Annotated in this window: 15 protein-coding genes and 1 tRNA gene; 13 read left to right on the top strand and 3 right to left on the bottom strand. The window is 32.6% G+C overall.

Annotated features, from left to right (window positions below; translation table 11 throughout):
* Positions 1–216 precede the first annotated feature (216 nt).
* The 3 genes from OQ292_RS17360 (at position 217) to gldB (ending at position 4,099) form a co-directional block, all read left to right on the top strand.
* Complete coding sequence (locus OQ292_RS17360) at positions 217–666, top strand: type I restriction enzyme HsdR N-terminal domain-containing protein (protein WP_284683409.1); 450 nt, start codon at positions 217–219, stop codon at positions 664–666.
* A gap of 5 nt (positions 667–671) precedes the next feature.
* The gene (locus tag OQ292_RS17355) at positions 672–2,972 is read left to right on the top strand and encodes a glycoside hydrolase family 113 (protein WP_284683408.1); all 2,301 of its coding nucleotides are present in this window, start codon (positions 672–674) and stop codon (positions 2,970–2,972) included.
* Positions 2,973–3,040: 68 nt separating this feature from the next.
* The gene (gene gldB / locus OQ292_RS17350; RefSeq protein WP_284683407.1) at positions 3,041–4,099 is read left to right on the top strand and encodes a gliding motility lipoprotein GldB; all 1,059 of its coding nucleotides are present in this window, start codon (positions 3,041–3,043) and stop codon (positions 4,097–4,099) included.
* A 21-nt stretch (positions 4,100–4,120) separates the two neighbouring features.
* Here the strand turns inward: gldB and OQ292_RS17345 are convergent, their stop codons facing one another.
* On the bottom strand, positions 4,121–6,349 hold the full coding sequence (locus OQ292_RS17345) for a RelA/SpoT family protein (protein WP_284683406.1): 2,229 nt from the start codon (positions 6,347–6,349) through the stop codon (positions 4,121–4,123).
* Between the two features lie 253 nt (positions 6,350–6,602).
* On the opposite strand from OQ292_RS17345, the gene OQ292_RS17340 reads away from it, so the two are divergent.
* The 5 genes from OQ292_RS17340 to OQ292_RS17320 all read left to right on the top strand — a co-directional run bounded on the left by OQ292_RS17340 (position 6,603) and on the right by OQ292_RS17320 (position 10,460).
* Positions 6,603–6,684: transfer RNA gene (locus OQ292_RS17340), tRNA-Leu, on the top strand.
* An 82-nt stretch (positions 6,685–6,766) separates the two neighbouring features.
* Entirely contained in the window at positions 6,767–8,194 is a 1,428-nt protein-coding gene (locus OQ292_RS17335) for a trigger factor (protein ID WP_284683405.1), read from the top strand.
* A gap of 215 nt (positions 8,195–8,409) precedes the next feature.
* The gene (locus tag OQ292_RS17330) at positions 8,410–9,168 is read left to right on the top strand and encodes an iron-sulfur cluster repair di-iron protein (protein WP_284683404.1); all 759 of its coding nucleotides are present in this window, start codon (positions 8,410–8,412) and stop codon (positions 9,166–9,168) included.
* 28 nt (positions 9,169–9,196) lie between these two features.
* The gene (locus OQ292_RS17325; RefSeq protein WP_284683403.1) at positions 9,197–9,817 is read left to right on the top strand and encodes an NUDIX hydrolase N-terminal domain-containing protein; all 621 of its coding nucleotides are present in this window, start codon (positions 9,197–9,199) and stop codon (positions 9,815–9,817) included.
* Entirely contained in the window at positions 9,810–10,460 is a 651-nt protein-coding gene (locus OQ292_RS17320; RefSeq protein WP_284683402.1) for an HAD family hydrolase, read from the top strand. The genes OQ292_RS17325 and OQ292_RS17320 overlap by 8 nt, the downstream gene beginning before the upstream one ends.
* On the opposite strand, the gene OQ292_RS17315 is transcribed toward OQ292_RS17320, so the two are convergent.
* On the bottom strand, positions 10,457–11,230 hold the full coding sequence (locus tag OQ292_RS17315) for an NRDE family protein (RefSeq protein ID WP_284683401.1): 774 nt from the start codon (positions 11,228–11,230) through the stop codon (positions 10,457–10,459). The two genes, OQ292_RS17320 and OQ292_RS17315, sit on opposite strands and share 4 nt — an antisense overlap.
* A 284-nt stretch (positions 11,231–11,514) precedes the next feature.
* Between OQ292_RS17315 and OQ292_RS17310 the strand changes: the two genes are divergently transcribed.
* From OQ292_RS17310 to OQ292_RS17295, 4 genes are all read left to right on the top strand, one after another.
* A complete protein-coding gene (locus OQ292_RS17310) occupies positions 11,515–12,303 on the top strand; it encodes an alpha/beta fold hydrolase (protein WP_284683400.1) in 789 nt (262 codons plus the stop codon).
* 9 nt (positions 12,304–12,312) lie between these two features.
* On the top strand, positions 12,313–13,227 hold the full coding sequence (locus OQ292_RS17305) for an aminopeptidase (RefSeq protein WP_284683399.1): 915 nt from the start codon (positions 12,313–12,315) through the stop codon (positions 13,225–13,227).
* A gap of 153 nt (positions 13,228–13,380) precedes the next feature.
* Positions 13,381–14,556, top strand: a complete 1,176-nt coding sequence (locus tag OQ292_RS17300; protein WP_284683398.1) for a sodium/proton-translocating pyrophosphatase — start codon at positions 13,381–13,383, stop codon at positions 14,554–14,556.
* Positions 14,553–14,858: a DUF4286 family protein gene (locus tag OQ292_RS17295; protein WP_284683397.1), complete on the top strand. Its 306-nt coding sequence runs from the start codon at positions 14,553–14,555 to the stop codon at positions 14,856–14,858. The genes OQ292_RS17300 and OQ292_RS17295 overlap by 4 nt, the downstream gene beginning before the upstream one ends.
* 26 nt (positions 14,859–14,884) lie before the next feature.
* On the opposite strand, the gene OQ292_RS17290 is transcribed toward OQ292_RS17295, so the two are convergent.
* Entirely contained in the window at positions 14,885–15,328 is a 444-nt protein-coding gene (locus OQ292_RS17290) for a hypothetical protein (RefSeq protein ID WP_284683396.1), read from the bottom strand.
* Between the two features lie 237 nt (positions 15,329–15,565).
* Between OQ292_RS17290 and pyrG the strand changes: the two genes are divergently transcribed.
* On the top strand, positions 15,566–17,182 hold the full coding sequence (gene pyrG / locus OQ292_RS17285; protein ID WP_284683395.1) for a CTP synthase: 1,617 nt from the start codon (positions 15,566–15,568) through the stop codon (positions 17,180–17,182).
* Positions 17,183–17,295 lie beyond the last annotated feature (113 nt).

The following is a 17,295-nucleotide window of genomic DNA, read 5'->3' as shown; positions in this document are numbered from 1 at the left end:
TTCGATAGTCTGAATCTAAAACTTTTATGAATTTTTAGATTGATTATTACCTATTTATAATTTGATAAAAATAGTTTGGAGTTTTGAATTGATTAACCTTGTGCTTAAAAAGTAACATGTTTAACTAGTAAACAATCAATTATTACGGTAAATTTATTAGATCGTTGCATAAGCTGTTACAGATAAGCGCTAATTTTGTTAAAAATAACAACTTATATGAGTAACAAACTAACATTAAACCTCCCTTCTTTTGATTATAAAATTAAACAAGAAAATGGAAGACCTTACATCTTAGATGTAATTAGGAAGAAATATATCATTCTAGAACCAGAAGAATGGGTTAGGCAACACTTTATTCACTATATGCTTACCAGTGGATATCCAAAAAGCTTACTTAAAATTGAACGTGGCCATAAGTATAACACTATGGCTAAACGTAGTGATATTCTTGCATTTAGCCGTGAAGGCACACCTTATTTATTAGTTGAATGTAAATCTCCTGATGTGCCAATTACACAAAAAGTTTTTGAACAAGTAGCTAATTATAACAGAATAATAAAAGCGCCTTTTCTTGCAGTTACTAACGGAATGGAACATTATTTCTGTAAAATCAATTTTGAAACAAATAGCTTTCAAATGCTAGATAATTTACCTGCCTATTGCTGATCTAAATGAAAAAACTACTTTACCATATTATATTTTTATTATGCCTAATGATTCAGGAGTCTTGTCAGTCTCAAGGCCCAAACGATAATCGAGAGCAAGAAGAGATAAGTAGTAGAAGTTTGAGACGTGCCGCATTTCGCAGTAAAAGCTATTATATAATTTACTGTAGCAGTAATAATGAGGAAGAAGAAAAAATCAAAAGTATTCTTAATAAGATAAATAATCGCTCTGAAAGGATACAATACATTATAAAAAATGAAGAAGAGGTAAATGCTGAGATATTGGAAAATAATCCAATTCTTTTAATTGGTGAGCATCAAAAGTTTAAATGCCTGCAAAAAATTGCCCCTCAGTTACCTATAATTCTAAAAGAACAAAGTTTTGAGTTTGCTGGTAAGATTTATAATGATAGCTCCTCGGTATTATTCTTATCTTACTACCCCAACCCATTGAATAAGAATCTTCCAGTGAGCATTATAACAGCTAATAATGCAGATGTGCTCATTAATATGTTTGCTGAGGATGACAAAGAATTATTGTTCGGAAGATGGGGATATGAGATTTTTAAAGAGGGAAAAAGAATTGCAATGGGCGATTTCGACGAAAGGAATCCAAATAGCAAAATTATCTGGAAAGTAGATGACAAAAATAGTTTTGAATACCCAAACAAAGCTAAGACTATCCAGCAAGACGAAAACTTTACTTTTTATTCTAACCTAAATGAAAATTCAAATAAACAACTCACAGAAATAATTAAAGAAGTAAAGAAGGCTGCTTCCACATTCGATTCATTATTCGAATTGCCCACTACACTCAAAATACATTATGAGTTTTTCGAAAATGGAGAGCAAAAAGGCATGATGACAGGCAACACTTTACCTGCTCATATTAATTTCAAAAATGCTAAAGTATTTGCTACAATCAGTCAAGACTTAGAGGGATACAAAGAACATCCAGAAGTTAATTTATTAGCTAAAAAATCTTTAGGCAATACTAATTTATCTATTATTGAAACCGGTTTACCTATTTATTTTGCTGATAATTGGAAGCAAAAAGGTTATCTGTATTGGTTTGAGAAGCTGATTAAAACTAAGAATGATTTTACTATACAAAATCTTTTAAATAACTCTGTCTTTCAGCAGAATTCAGAATTAATTAAAAAATGTGTTGGAGCTGCTTTTGTTTCTTTTGTAATTGATAATTATGGCAAAGAACGTTTTACTCAAATTTACAAAAATGGAATTAGTGAAAGTGATATTGATAAATTGAGTAAAGATTGGGAAGATTATAAAAAGAAGCTTACATCAAACCTAAGTTCGCAAGCAAAAACAAAATCTTTATCAGAAGACTTTTACTGGAAAGGCTTTAATTTCACGCACGAAGGCTACCGCATATATAATGGATACCTTTCTGAACATGCTGCTCTTTCTTTAGAAAAATTAAAATCGCTTAACAGCAACAGCATTGCAGTTATCCCCTATTCATTTATGAGGAACCCGAATCAACCAGAGCCATTCAGGATTCCACATAATGGTGGTGGAGAGACTGATGAATCTGTATTTCATACAATCTATCAGGCAAAGCAAAAGGGCTTAAAAGTTCTACTAAAACCGCAGATATGGGTGGGCAGAAATAGCTGGCCGGGAGAAATTGAGCTAAAAAGCAACGCTGATTGGGATTTATTCTTCGACTATTATTATCAGTGGATAAGACATTATGCACTTATTGCAGAAATGTATCATGCTGATGCACTCTGTTTGGGCGTAGAACTTTCTAAAACCACTCTAAAACATCCTAAAAAGTGGGAGGCAATGATAAGCGAAATCAGAAAAATATACTCAGGAAAACTCACTTATTCTGCCAATTGGGGCGAGGAATTTGAAAAAGTAAAATTCTGGGATGCATTCGATTACATCGGTATTTCTTGCTATTATCCTTTGAGTAAATCTACCGAACCCGATGAAAAAGAACTTATTAAAGGTTTCAAACAAAATCTTAAAAAACTAAAAACAGTTTCTGATAAATTCGACAAACCTATCTTGCTTACAGAAATAGGTTTCAGAAGCATAGAATCTCCTTGGGTACAACCACACGATTATCCCGGAGAACAGCAAGCCAGTGAAATGGCTCAACAAAAATGCTACGATGTGGTATTTGACTGTTTAAAAAATGAAAAATGGTGTAAGGGTTTATTTTGGTGGAAATGGCCAACTACTTTTGAAAACAGCCATTCTGATGATAGAGATTTTTCTCCTCACAATAAAGCCGCAGAAAAAACGGTAAAAAAATGGTATAGTGAACTTTAATCACATACAGGTTTTTATAAAGTTAATTTTTTAATCATTCTCCTATTTTTTTATACTTACTAACCTTCATGAAACAAGCGACGAATTTGGTCAGACTGAGTAATCCATTTAAAAGCTTCATTCTATTATTCGCTATTGCAATTTCAATTATCTCCTGCGACAGTTCAGAAGAAAAAATTCCAGATATTTCTTCAGTTCCAGAAGTTGATATTGAGGTAATCCGCATAGAAAAAGAAATAATTGCTCCTAAAAGTAAAGAAGCAATAGCTACATTTTTAAATAAGCACAAAGATGTAGCAGAAAAATATTTTAGAGCTGGTAGATTTGCATCTGATACAGTTGTGATTAATAATATTTACAAATTTGCCACAGATGCACATACCGATACACTTTTAGCAGATACAGAAGCTGTTTTTGCCAATGTAGATAAAATTGAAAAAGAGTTTGAACAAGCTTTTAGGTTTTTAAAATACTATTACCCTGGATTTAAGCCTCCAAAAGTTTACACAAATATTTCTGGTTTTGGTTCTTTTGGTTTTGGACAAGATATTTTTCTTAGTGAAGGATTTATCGTAATTGGATTAGATTATTTTACTGGCGAAACAGCCACTTATCGCCCACCAGAAACACCACTTTACATTCTTGGAAGATATGCTCCAGAATATATTGTACCTAGTACAATGATGTTCATTTCATCTGTTTACAACAATTACAACAACCAAGACGAAACACTCATTGCCGACATGGTTTTTTATGGTAAGTCTTATGAGTTTGTAAATAAAGTAATGCCTTATACAGCAGATACAATTATTACTGGCTACTCAAGTAGAGAATTAGGTTTGTGTAATAATTTTCAGGATAAAATCTGGGCGAGATTTATAGAAGATAATCTGTTTTATGAGAAAGCAGAAAATATTAAATCGAGATATGTGGGCGAAAGACCAATAGTACCAGAAATATCTGATAAATGTCCGGGAAGAGTTGGCAGATGGCTAGGCTGGGAAATTGTAAAAAAATATATGCATGAGCACCCAGATTTATCGCTTAAAGATTTAATGGATATGAATGATGCTCAAATGATTTTTCAAAAGTCTAAATATAAACCTGTAAAAGGTGGTACTCCTTAAGATAAAAAAAGAAGAGACTGTTTAAACAGTCTCTTCAATTCTTGTAACTTTTACTACTCCTTCAATTTTTTCAAGCTTTTTAAGGAGCTTTTCAAACTCATCTTTATTATGCACAAATAAGTCGAGTTTACCATTGAAAATATTATTTCTTGTACCTATAGTAATCGATTTTATATTCACCTGCATCTGGTTAGAAATTACACTAGTAACCTCATTCACCAAGCCTACTCTATCCATTCCTTCCAGATTAATTGATACATCAAACTCTTTTTCTTTATCTGGCTTGTCAGACATCCACCTTGCACGAATAATACGGTATCCAAAATTCGCCATCATGGTAACCGCATTTGGACAAGACTTTCTATGTACTTTTATTCCTTTGCTTACTGTTACGAATCCGAAAATATCATCACCTGGAATAGGACTACAACAAGTGGCTAAACTGTAATCAAGACTAGATAAATCTCCAACTACAATTTCTTCATCTTTAATCTTTTTTACATCGCGCTCATCGCTATTTAGTAGCTCATCACTTTCAGATATTAACTGAGTAATTGGTTTCTCTACAGGTTTTTTATTTACAAAACCTTTAATTTCATTATGCTCAATTAATCCTTTGCCTATTTTATAGAAAAGCTCGCTTTCTGTTTTTTGATTAAAGTGTTCGCAGAGGTTTCTCAAAGTCTCTTCACTATAATCTAACTTTAGATGTTTAAGCTTTCTTCTTACTATTTCTTTACCCTCTTTCGCAAATTGCTTTTTATCTTCTCTTAAATATTCTTTTATTTTTGATCGTGCTTTAGATGTCTTCACAAAGCTCAACCACCCTTCGTTTGCTTTATATTTGTTAGAAGTTAAAATTTCTATCTGATCGCCATTTTGCAACTCATAATTAAAAGGAACCAGCTTACCATTGGCTTTAGCTGCCATACATTTGGCTCCAACTTCTGAGTGAATATCAAATGCAAAATCGAGAATAGTTGCACCTTTCGGATAGATTTTCATATCTCCCTTAGGCGTAAAAGCAAAAACCTCTTTTATAAATAGATTTGACCTAAAGTCTTGAACAAAATCAACTCCTTCTGACTTGGTTGTTTCGAGCATTTCACGAACCTCTTGCAACCAAAGGTCAATACCTCTTTCATTTTTTTGCTTAGATGTAAGTTTCTGCTGTTTGTATTTCCAGTGAGCAGCATAACCCTTCTCCGCAATATCATCCATTCTTTCGGTACGAATCTGTACTTCTACCCACTGCCCTGTATTACTCATTACAGTGGTATGTAAAGATTCGTAACCATTAGACTTTGGAGTGCTAATCCAATCTCTAAGTCTATTTACATTTGGCGTATAAAAATCTGTAACTGCTGAATATATTTTCCAACAAGCAGATTTCTCTTCGGCAGGTTTAGTCGTAACAATAATTCTAATTGCAAAAAGATCGAATACTTGCTCAAACTCGATATTTTGCTTACGCATCTTTTTATATATCGAGTAAATAGACTTTATACGGGTTTTAATCTTAAAATTAAAGCCTTGTTTCTTGAGACTGATTTCGATTGGTTTTATAAACCTCTTGGTGAAGCGATAACGAGCAGCCTTGGTTTCTTCAATCTTTTTTACAATATCATTGTAAGCTACCGTATCAGAAAACTTAAGACAAAGGTCTTCCAACTCAGATTTAATAGTATATAAACCAAGTCTATGTGCCAAAGGAGCATAAATATATTCAGTCTCCGACTTAATTTTCATCTGCTTGTGATCAGGCATGCTTTCTAACGTGCGCATGTTGTGTAACCTGTCAGCAATTTTAATTAACACTACCCTTACATCTTCAGATATTGTAACTAACAATCGCTGAAAGTTTTCTGCCTGAATAGATTTACCCTTAGTAGCCTTAGTAGAAATCTTAGTAAGGCCATCTACAATTTTTGCAATCTTGGTTCCGAAGCGTTCTTCTATATCACTAATTTCGTAACCAGTATCTTCAACTACATCATGAAGCAGCGCCGCGATAATGGCAGTAGTTCCCAAGCCCATCTCTTCTACAGTAATTAAAGCTACTTCGATAGGATGATATATATATGGCTCACCAGATTTTCTGCGCATTTCTTTATGTGCATCTTCAGCAAACCTGAATGCCTTCTTTATCTGCTTAGCATCATCATCTTTAAGAAAAGGTTTAGCTTTTCTCAACAACCTTCTATAAAGCGACAGAATCTGTTCTTTCTCTTTTACCTCGTCTATTTCCATTACATTCATAAGGAGCTGATTATTATATTTCCTGTAAACTGGTTAATATAAAATTATATATTTATTTACAGATAAGCTATGATATAACTAAAGGAATTAACACATCATTATTGATATTTAAACGATTTAATAATAAGTCAGTAAAGGCATAAAAAAAAGCCTAAAAAAAAAAGTTTAAAAAAAATGAAATTCTTTATGTGGGATACTTGACTTTTTAAAATTAGTTATTAGCTTTGCATCTCAAATTTACAACGCGGATGTGGCGAAATTGGTAGACGCACTAGACTTAGGATCTAGCGCCTCACGGCATGGGGGTTCGAGTCCCTCCATCCGCACTAAAAAACTCAACTTAGCTAATATAAGTTGAGGTTTTTTTTATCACATTATTTAGAAACAACATCTTTAAATTCGCATACCTTGGAAATTACACTGGATAAACACGAGAATGCTTATGGGATCATTAAACTTGATCTTGTTGCTGATGACTACATGCCAGAAGTAAAAAAGAAGATTAAGGACTATAGCAGGAAAGCGGTTATAAAAGGTTTCAGACCTGGAAAAGTTCCAGCAGGTCTTATCAACAAAATGTATGGTAAGCAAGTAAAGTTTGAAACGATCAATGACACTATTAACTCTTCTATAAGTAAATATATTGAAGACGAAAACTTACCAGTAGTTTTCTCTCCATTATTAAAAAGCGAGCCTATCGCAGAAGAATCTTTAAATGAAGACAATCATCATTTAGAATTCGAACTTTTTATCAGCCCTGAGCTTGATGTAGTTCTTGACGATACAGTTCAAGCTACTGTTTATAAAGCAGAGGTTTCTGATGAAGAAGTAGAAAACACCCTTAACAACTTAAAGAAAAACTATCCTAATACTGAAAATGTAGAGGAGATTGGTGAAGGTGACTTTATTAAAGGTGTTTTTACAAGTGGTGAATTCGAAAAAGAATCAGTTCTTCCTTTAAACCAAGTTGAAGAGAGCGCTAGAGCAACTTTTATTGGTAAAAAGAAAGACGAAACTATCACTTTCGATTTAAGAACTGCTATTCCAGAAGATAAGCAAATAAAAATTCTTTTTGGTTTACAAAACGAAGAAGAAGCTGCTGAACTTAACGGAGAGTTTGAATTTAAAGTAATTGAAATCTCAAGAGAATCTGAAGCTGAATTTAACGAAGAGTTTTTCAAAAAGATTCTTGGTGAGAATGAAGCAGAAGAGATTAAAGATTTAGATGCTTTTAAAGCAAAAATTAAATCTATCCTCAACGAAAACAACAATCCAAACGCAGAATACTATTCTGAAAAGAATATTAAAAAAGTGATTTTGGAGAAATACGACTTTGATGTAAACAAAGAATTCGTTGAGAAAATTTACAAAATCAACAGTCAGGGAAGTGAATTATCTCAAGAAGAACTTGATAAAAACCTTCCTATATTCGTAGATGCCGTTAAATGGAGAGTAATCGGTGATTTAATTGCGAAGAAAAACGATATTAAAGTGGAGATGGACGAAGTGAAGAAAGAAGCTGGAAATATCGTAAAACAGCAATTCATGGGCTACAACATTCCTTTAGACGATAGCATGCTCGACTCATTTGCTGAAAACTACCTGAAAATGGAGGATGGCAAAAACATGGAGCAAACCTACGATAAAGTTTTCCAGAAAAAGTTATTTGAAAATATAAAATCAAATATCAATCTTGAAGAGGTTGTTTTAGATGAAAAACAACTTAAGGAGATGATCGAGGAAGAAAGAAATAGTATGATGCCAAATGAACAACCTCAAGTTGAGGTTTCTGAAGCTCAGGCAACTGAAGTTGAAGAAACTAAAAGCGAGGAATAATTGAAATTTAAACCTTTAAAAAGCTGTTCCAAAAGAACAGCTTTTTTTATTTTTTCACTTCACAGTTTATCATAGTTTTTTTCACAAAAAAAATTTTATTATTTTCAGGTTCGGAAAGTACAATTTTTGCCGAATTAATGCATTTAAGCAATATTTTGTATCGTTGATAAACACAGTAAATCAATTTAGAAATACTGATTTTTTAATAATAAAATATGTCGATAAGAAACCCTGATACATATATTAAAGACCTAGTAGCTCAAAATCATCATTTTGCATCTGTTCTTCATTTCTTTGGAATCTCATTTTATAGATATCCAGATAACAGCCTTGAGGAAGTATGTAAAATAAAAGGCTTGGATATTCAAGTTGTGCTCAATAGTTTAAAAAATGTATTAGATAAGGAGACAACAGAGAATCAATCGGCATTAAAAGATTTACCCATAGAGGTTATTCTCTCCTATCTTAAAAAGACACACAAATCTTTTATTAGACAAAAACTTCCTTTTATCAGCGATATGATCAAAAACATCTCTCCAGAGTATTTTGATTTGCCTGATATAGCTAAAGACCTTAAGTTTATCTTCCCCCTATTTGTAGAAGACTTCATAAAACATATTTATGAAGAAGAAAAAATACATTTTGGTTATATAGAGAGACTTAACCATGCATTAAACTTTGATATAAATGCTTATACCTTGTTTAATGATTTAAGAGAAAACTCTATTACAAAAATATTAATAGAGCACAAGGAAGAAGATGATGAGATGAAAGGCATACGTGATTTAACCAATAATTATTTTTTGCAAGAAGATAGTGGCTTATATACACGTACAGTTTATCTCGAACTTAAAAACTTCGAAGAAGATTTAAAAAAACACGCCTACATTGAGAATGAAATTCTATACCCTAAAGCAAAAGGTATTGAAATTAAAGTAAGTAAAAGGCTACATTCGTTTGCCAAACTTAATTAAATGCTCCCCTTAAGCGTATTAAAATTTTATGCAGACAAATCCCAAAAAGATTAGTATTATCCGAATGTTGGATGAGTTCAGGTCTATTGCTCAAACCGGAATTAACCATACAGATGGTGTATATGACAAAGAGCGATACCATGGAATGCTCGAACTCCTTGCGAATGAATATGCAGACATTACTAATTTAGAACCAGAAGAAATCCACAAACAGTTCTCTAAAGAATTAGGTTACATCACGCCTAAAGTTGGTGTAAACTCAATCATTTGCAACTCAAAAGGAGAAATGTTGCTAGAACACAGAGTGGATGATGATGCATGGGGACTGCCTGGTGGTTGGGCAGAACCAGGAGAAACCCCTTATAACTCAATGAAGCGCGAAATTCTTGAAGAGACTGGTTTAAACGCTCATGTAAAAGAAATCATCCATATTTTCACCAGATATCCCGGTGAATTTGGACTCCCCCACACTATTTACCTAATATTATTTTATTGTGAAGTAGAAGAAGGAGAAATAACGTTATCAGTCGAGAGCCAAGACATTAGCTTTCAAAAGATTGATACTATTAAAGAATGGCACTTTAACCATCAAGAAATGGCTGAAGCAGGTTTAAAATATTGGGAAAAACACATCAAAAAAGATGAGTAAACAGCTACCTATTCTGGTATTTGACAAAGATGGAGTAATTACAGATTCAGAAAATTTCAAACTCCAAACACTCGAAAAAATTCTTTTAGAAGATTATCCAGCCAAAGAAAAGGAGATTGTCGCTTTAAATAGAAGCTGCCAAGGAATGTATCGAACAATTAAGATTCAAAAAATCTTTGAAGAGATATTAGATACACGAATTGATCAAAATATGCTGCAAGATTATTTGAATGAATTCGTAAACATACTGGATCACAATATCGATAAAATTGAACTGATCCCGGGAGTTGAAGAATGTATTACCCAAAAACCTTACTTAAAATACGTATCTTCTGCAGCACCACACGAAGAAGTACTTCAACATCTAAATTATTTTAATTTCACTAAGTGTTTTGAAGAGATCTATGCTTCGCCAGATTATACAAACAAGACCATTGCTCTAAACCTAATAAAAGAAAAACACGCTGCTCCTATCATTTTCTTTGGAGATTCTTTAAGCGATTACGAACATGCTATTAATGCAAAGGTACATTTTGTAGGTGTTACCTACTGTTCAAATGTTTTTGACCACTTACAGAATCTAAATTTGATTAAAGACTTTTCTAATATTGAAAATGATTTAGCTAGCTTCGGTTTGCTTTAATCTTTAACTTTCAGTTCAAATTTTAAAGTCTGATCTTTACAGATTCCGGTTGCTTTGCTATAGGTTCTTTCTGCAAATGTTACTCTATTGGCTCTATCAATTAATAATACAGATGAAGATACTGTACCGTATTCTGGTGTTTTAATAAACATAGGAGAAAGGTCTTTTTCCCATTTTAATGTAACTCCGGTTTTTGGTAAATCAGTATCAGCAGCTTTCTCTATATCATACATCATCTCAAGCAAACTCAGCTCATCAAAGCCATAAGATAATTCTCTTTTTAGCTTTGCTTTAGCTCTTTCTACTTTTGGCCAAGAAGTATCTAAAGTAGCATTACTTAATGCATGTATTCCTCTTTCTACTTTCGCAACTTTATTATATACATTATTGTAATGGAATAAGCCATCTTGATCACCCGCCAGTAAGTTAAAACCATTATATTTTTCACCATCATTTTGCTGTAGTAGCTTTAAATAAGCTAATGGATCAGAAACCGATCTTAAATAATTAAGAGGCAGAAATCCTCTTGTAGGCGCATTGGGCTTAATTATTTTCGGATTTCTAAAGTTTGTAATGGCAGAAAATTTCCAGTTTTCATTAATACCCATCCAAGTTCCGCCAGCTTGCAAATCTCTACCAGCTACTACTCCTGGAGCATCTTCCCAAAAAGTGGCCTTCATCGATTTTCGCTTATACTCTTCATCTCTGTTTGCTGCTAAAACTAGTTTATATTCTTCATGAAAATCCCAGGCAAAAACTATCAGGCACATATTGGTTAATTAGGTATATAGTATTTCAGTTACAATTAATTTAATTCTTCTTCCAAAAAAAACTTAAACACTATTTATGAGTGAAAAAATTTCTTAGCTCATCAAAATAAAAAACGCTCAAAAGTAATTTTGCAAATTGTAAAATAAAAATATACTATTAGTTTTACCAACTCATCAATTATTTGATCAATTAGAAATTTCTACCATCAATACCCATCATAATAATCTTGTATTTTTATTGATATTAAATACAGTATTAATTACAAAAACCAAAAATCACTACCATGCAAAACATTAGTTATAATGATTCAGGCGACGGTTATCCAATCATCTTACTTCATGGATTTTGTGAAAGTAAAAATATTTGGGAAGTCTTTGTTGCTATGTTTTCTATCAAATACAGAGTAATTAGTATCGATCTTCCTGGGTTTGGGCAGAGTGAAATGATTGACAACAGAGAACCGTCAATAGAATTATTCTCAGAATCTGTTTTCTCACTGTTACAAGAATTAGAGATACAAGAATGTATCATGATCGGGCATTCTTTTGGTGGTTATGTAACACTCTCTTTGGCAGAGAATCATCCAGAAATTTTAGGCGGTTTTGGACTGTTCCATTCAACAAGTTATGAAGATAGCCCACAAAAAAAGGAAAACAGAGACAAAGCAATTAACTTTATTCAAAACCATGGTACTGAAAAGTTTGTAACTAATTTATTTCCTGCTTTATTTTCGACCAAAAACACAAACAAATACAAAAACCAAATAGAATATTTTATTAGAGATGCCTCACAAACTTCAGAGGATGCAGTAATATTCACTACAAAAGCAATGAAAAACCGGCCAGACAGACGACATGTTTTAAAAGAAGCTACATGTCCGGTATTTTTTATTGTGGGAAAAGACGATGCTTCATTACCTTTACAGCAAAGTCTCGAAGAGTGTAGCTTAGCCAAAGAAAGTCTGGTTTTTATACTCGAAAATGTAGGACATATGGGAATGATCGAAGCCACTCAAAAATGTATTTTACAGGTCGGTTATTTTATTGAATATTGTTTAAATAAAAAAAGATAAGCAAATTTTATGGAGCTATTGAAGCAAATGTGTAACATCTTCGCACCAGCAGGAGATGAAGGAAAAATGAAATCTTTTATTCTTGATTATGTAAATACACATAAAAAAGAATGGAAAGCTGAGCCCAAAATCATAGAAGGTGATGGCTTTCAAGATTGTATTATTCTGGTATTTGGCAAACCTACCACTGCCATATTTGCCCACATGGACTCTATAGCATTTACTGTAAAATACGACAGAGAGTTAGTAAAAGTCGGAGGTCCTAGAATTAAACACAATTATCCGCTTTGGGGCGAAGACAGTCAGGGACCAATTGAATGTGAAATGAGTGTACCTGAAGGAAGCAAAAAAGCATATTATAAGTTTGATAGGGAAATTGACAGAGGAACGCAACTAGTATTTAAATCTGATTTTAGAACTAGTGATGATTTTGTTCAATCTTGCTATCTAGACAACAGACTTGGCTGTTACAATGCTTTAAAAGTTGCAGAAACGCTCGAAAACGGAATTATCTGTTTTTCTTGTTATGAAGAAACAGGTGGTGGAAGTGTAGGTTACTTGGGTAAATACATTTATGAAACTTATGGAGTAAGGCAAGCACTAATCTCAGATATCACATGGATTACAGATGGTGTAAAACACGGTAAAGGTGTTGCAATTTCTATGCGAGACAGAGGTATTCCAAGAAGGTCTTATTTAAACAAAATTATAGCTTTAGCTAAAGAGTCTAATATACCTTTTCAGTTAGAAGTTGAAGACGCTGGAGGAAGCGATGGTAACCAATTACAGGCTTCTCCCTACCCTTTTGACTGGTGTTTTATAGGTGCCGCTGAAGATAATGTTCACACTCCAGATGAAAAAGTACATAAAAATGACATCCAAGCAATGACAGATTTGTACAAATACCTCATGGAAAAATTATAATTCTCTTAAATTTTAGCATTTATTAATGAACTTTTTCATTTATAAAAAACATTAGCTACCAATACTTGTGTTTATACATAAGTTTTGCATCAGGTATGCATTAAGTTGCAATGTTGAACGAAAGCTGAATTTATGCTAAGTTTAAAATTATTTATGAATGAAAAAGCAAAAGTAATTGCAGTCTTTTTACTAAGTCTTAGCTTTTGTCTTTGGATAATATCAGATAAATCAGAAATACTAAGCAATGTTTTTAGCATTGCTCTTTTAACAGGTTGTTTTCATCAACTTACTTTAAATATTTTAGGGAAACTATTTTCTAGAATTCCAGATAATAAAAAATTTAAAGTGCTTTTAAGCCCTAGCCAACATTATAGTGCAGGTAAATTGATGCTTACAATACTTCAATTCTTAGTTCTAATAATGGTTCTACCATTACCGATCTGGAATGTTGAGAATACACTTTTATTAATTACAGCATTTTTAGCAGGAAGTACATTTGCTCAAATAATATCTGATGTATTTATAAAAAAGCCTGTAAGCAGATTTACAAGTGTACAGCTAGACGGAGAGAGATATGAAGCATTTATTGCAACACTCATTTCTTGTATTATTCTGGGAAGTGGCTTTTTACAATTAGGTAACCTAGACGACAACGGTAATGCTTTAAATGGCTTAGTCTTATTGCCTATTATATTCTCTTTTATAAATACTTGTATCACTTACTTGTTTTTATGCATTCAGGAGAATAAAACTTCTAAAAACAGTAATATAGGCACATATATATCTTTATTGGCTGCTGGCTTTAATTTCTATCTCATAGTTAAACTGGTAAGCATACTTCTTCCTGAAAACTTTATCTTTCATGGTATTGAGTATAACAGGGTTGGCATTCAACATGCCATGCAGTTTGGCTTATTAGCTGGTTTATTTGCGGGATTGATAGTAAAACTATATTATTTTACTACTGATAAGTATATCTCTTTTCTATTAAAGCAGACAAGTAGTAATACATTAGTTAATACATTCGGTAGAATTATTATTAATGGTATTATCTATCTTATTCCTGTTATATCTGTTTTTATGGCACTATGGTATAGTTTTAAGCTTATCGGACTTTATGGTTTAGCAATTTCATTTTTAGGAATGCTTAGTAATGTAGGCTTAAAATTATTTATACAACACGACAAATTAGAGTTTAGAAAAACTGTAAGAGGTTTCTCCCAGTTTCAGTTGATTAAACTTCAACTGGTTTCGCCAGATGTAGTAACTTATTTACAGCAACTAAGGCAATCTCTTTATTTTGGAAATAGAAAAAGTGCATCAAAATGATATTATACAATGTAACTGTATGTGTAGAAGAAGCAGTAAGTGGGCAATGGATAAAGTGGATGAAAGAAATCCATATACCTGAAATGATGAATACAGGTTGTTTTGTTGAACACAAGTTTCTTTTATTGACTAATGAAATTGATGGCAATAGCGGAATTACTTATGGTATTCAGTTTTGGAGTAAAACTCAAAAACACTTAGATAAGTATATGACTGATTTTGCAGATGAATTAAGAGAAAAACACAACAAAAAGTTTATAAATAAATTTGTTGCTTTTCGAACAATTTTAAAAGAAGTATAAAAAAAAGAAGCTTTAAGCTTCTTTTTTTATATCTGTAAAACACCTTTTAATTCTTCAATTTTTATTTCTTCTTCATCAGACTTTCCGTCAGAGGCTTCAGCAAACAAATGTAAAATATCTTCAACATCTTCTTTTACCTCTTCATGTACAGAAATATAATCTTTTAATACTTCTATAAATGCAGACTCCCACTTCTCTAGATTTTCTGCTAAGTATTTTAACTCAGCCAAATACTTTTCTTGCAAAACATCTCTAGCTTCTGCACTAATCTCATTTTTAAATGTATCTGCAATAAATTTTGCCAGATAATCTACATATAACCATTCTTCTTCATCAATTTTACCATCACTGGCAATAATCAAAAGAGAGGGATAAAATAAAACAAGACTACCAAATTGCTCCTCAGTAAGTGTATGAGCTCTTTCTGATTGATATTTCTTTTGTAATTCTGAAAGCTTAAACGATTCCATGTATCCAATTAATTTTTTGAAAAGAAACGGGTGCCTGTCTAAATGTATTATATATAAACTTTAGGATTTTAATTTATTAAATTCATTATAAAGTGCTTTGGGAATGCATTTAGAGCCATTTCTTAAATTATTTTTTATTTTTTTTCTCAATGAGGTGATTTTTAAAAGTAACTTCTCCTAATTTTGCGGCTGTTTTTATTCTTCCTCATCATTCTTCTAAAAATAGGAGTTATAATCATGTCGAAAACTAAATATATTTTTGTTACAGGTGGTGTTACTTCCTCCTTAGGGAAAGGAATTGTTTCAGCATCACTAGGAAAACTATTACAAGCAAGAGGTTATAAGGTAACTATTCAAAAATTTGACCCTTACATTAACATCGATCCAGGTACAATGAATCCGTATGAACATGGAGAATGTTATGTAACTGATGATGGAGCAGAAACCGACCTTGACCTTGGTCATTACGAAAGATTTCTAAATACTCCTACTTCTCAAGCAAACAACCTTACAACAGGGCAGATATATTATAATGTAATCAAGAAGGAAAGAGAAGGTGCTTATTTAGGCAAGACCGTTCAGGTAATTCCACATATTACAGACGAAATTAAAAATAACTTTTTTGCACTAGGTGAAACTGGCAAATTTGATATTGTAATTACTGAGATTGGGGGTTGTGTAGGTGATATTGAGTCTCTACCTTTTATTGAAGCTGTTAGACAAGCACGTTGGGATCTAGGTGATTATAATTCAATTGTAATTCATCTTACATTAGTCCCTTACCTTAAATCTGCGGGTGAACTAAAAACAAAACCTACTCAGCACTCAGTAAAGCAATTATCTGAAGCTGGAGTACAGCCAAACATACTTGTTTGTAGAGCAGAATATCCAATTCCGATGGATATCAGAAAAAAGATTGCACTTTTCTGTAATGTGAATGTTAATTCTGTTATTCAGTCTATAGATGCAGATACAATCTACGATGTGCCTCTTTTAATGAAAAAAGAAAAGCTTGACGAGATTGTATTAGAAAAACTTCAATTAAGTACTGAACCTGAGCCAAACTTGGAATCATGGAAAGGATTTTTAGGAAAATTAAAAAACCCAACCACTGAAGTTCAAATAGGCTTAGTTGGTAAATATGTTGAGCTTCCAGATGCTTATAAATCTATTGTAGAAGCACTCATACACGCTGGAGCAGTTAACGAATGTAGAGTTGAAGTAAAGTGGGTTCACGCTGAAAAGTATGAAGGAGATACACTTAAAAAACAACTAGACGAAGTTGATGCAGTTTTAGTAGCTCCCGGTTTTGGAGAAAGAGGTGTAGAAGGTAAAATTGAAGCAAGTTGTATTGCCAGAAGAACATTAAAACCTTTCTTTGGCATTTGCTTAGGTTTACAATGTGCGGTAATAGGTTTTGCAAGAGAAGTTTTAAAACTGAAAGATGCACATTCTGCTGAAATGAATCCAAATACTACTAATCCAGTAATTGATATCATGGAAGACCAGAAAAACCTTACTCAAATGGGTGGTACAATGCGTCTTGGTTCTTACAACTGTAAGATTAAAAAGAACTCACTGGCAAATGAAGTATATGGCAAGCTAGAAATAAGTGAGAGACACAGACACAGATATGAATTTAACAATCAATATCTGGAGCAATTCGAAAAAGCAGGTATGATAGCCTCTGGGATTAATCCTGAATCTGGATTGGCAGAAATAATGGAAATTAAAAATCATCCACATTTTATAGGATCACAATTCCACCCTGAACTTAAGAGTACGGTAGAAAATCCACATCCTCTATTTGTATCTTTTGTAAAGGCGGCCATCGAATATAAGGCTAAAAAGTAAATTGTTTAATTCAAAAAAACGAGTAACTAAGGGAATGCAATTTTTTTCTCTTAATTTTGCAGGCGATTTTAAAAAGCTTAGTAATAATTACAACTATTTTTCGACTGACAAGA

The sequence above is a fragment of the Chondrinema litorale genome (assembly GCF_026250525.1).
GTDB lineage: Bacteria > Bacteroidota > Bacteroidia > Cytophagales > Flammeovirgaceae > Chondrinema > Chondrinema litorale.
The sequence above is the reverse complement of the archived record's forward strand: the minus strand, read 5'-3'. Positions and strand labels throughout refer to the sequence as shown.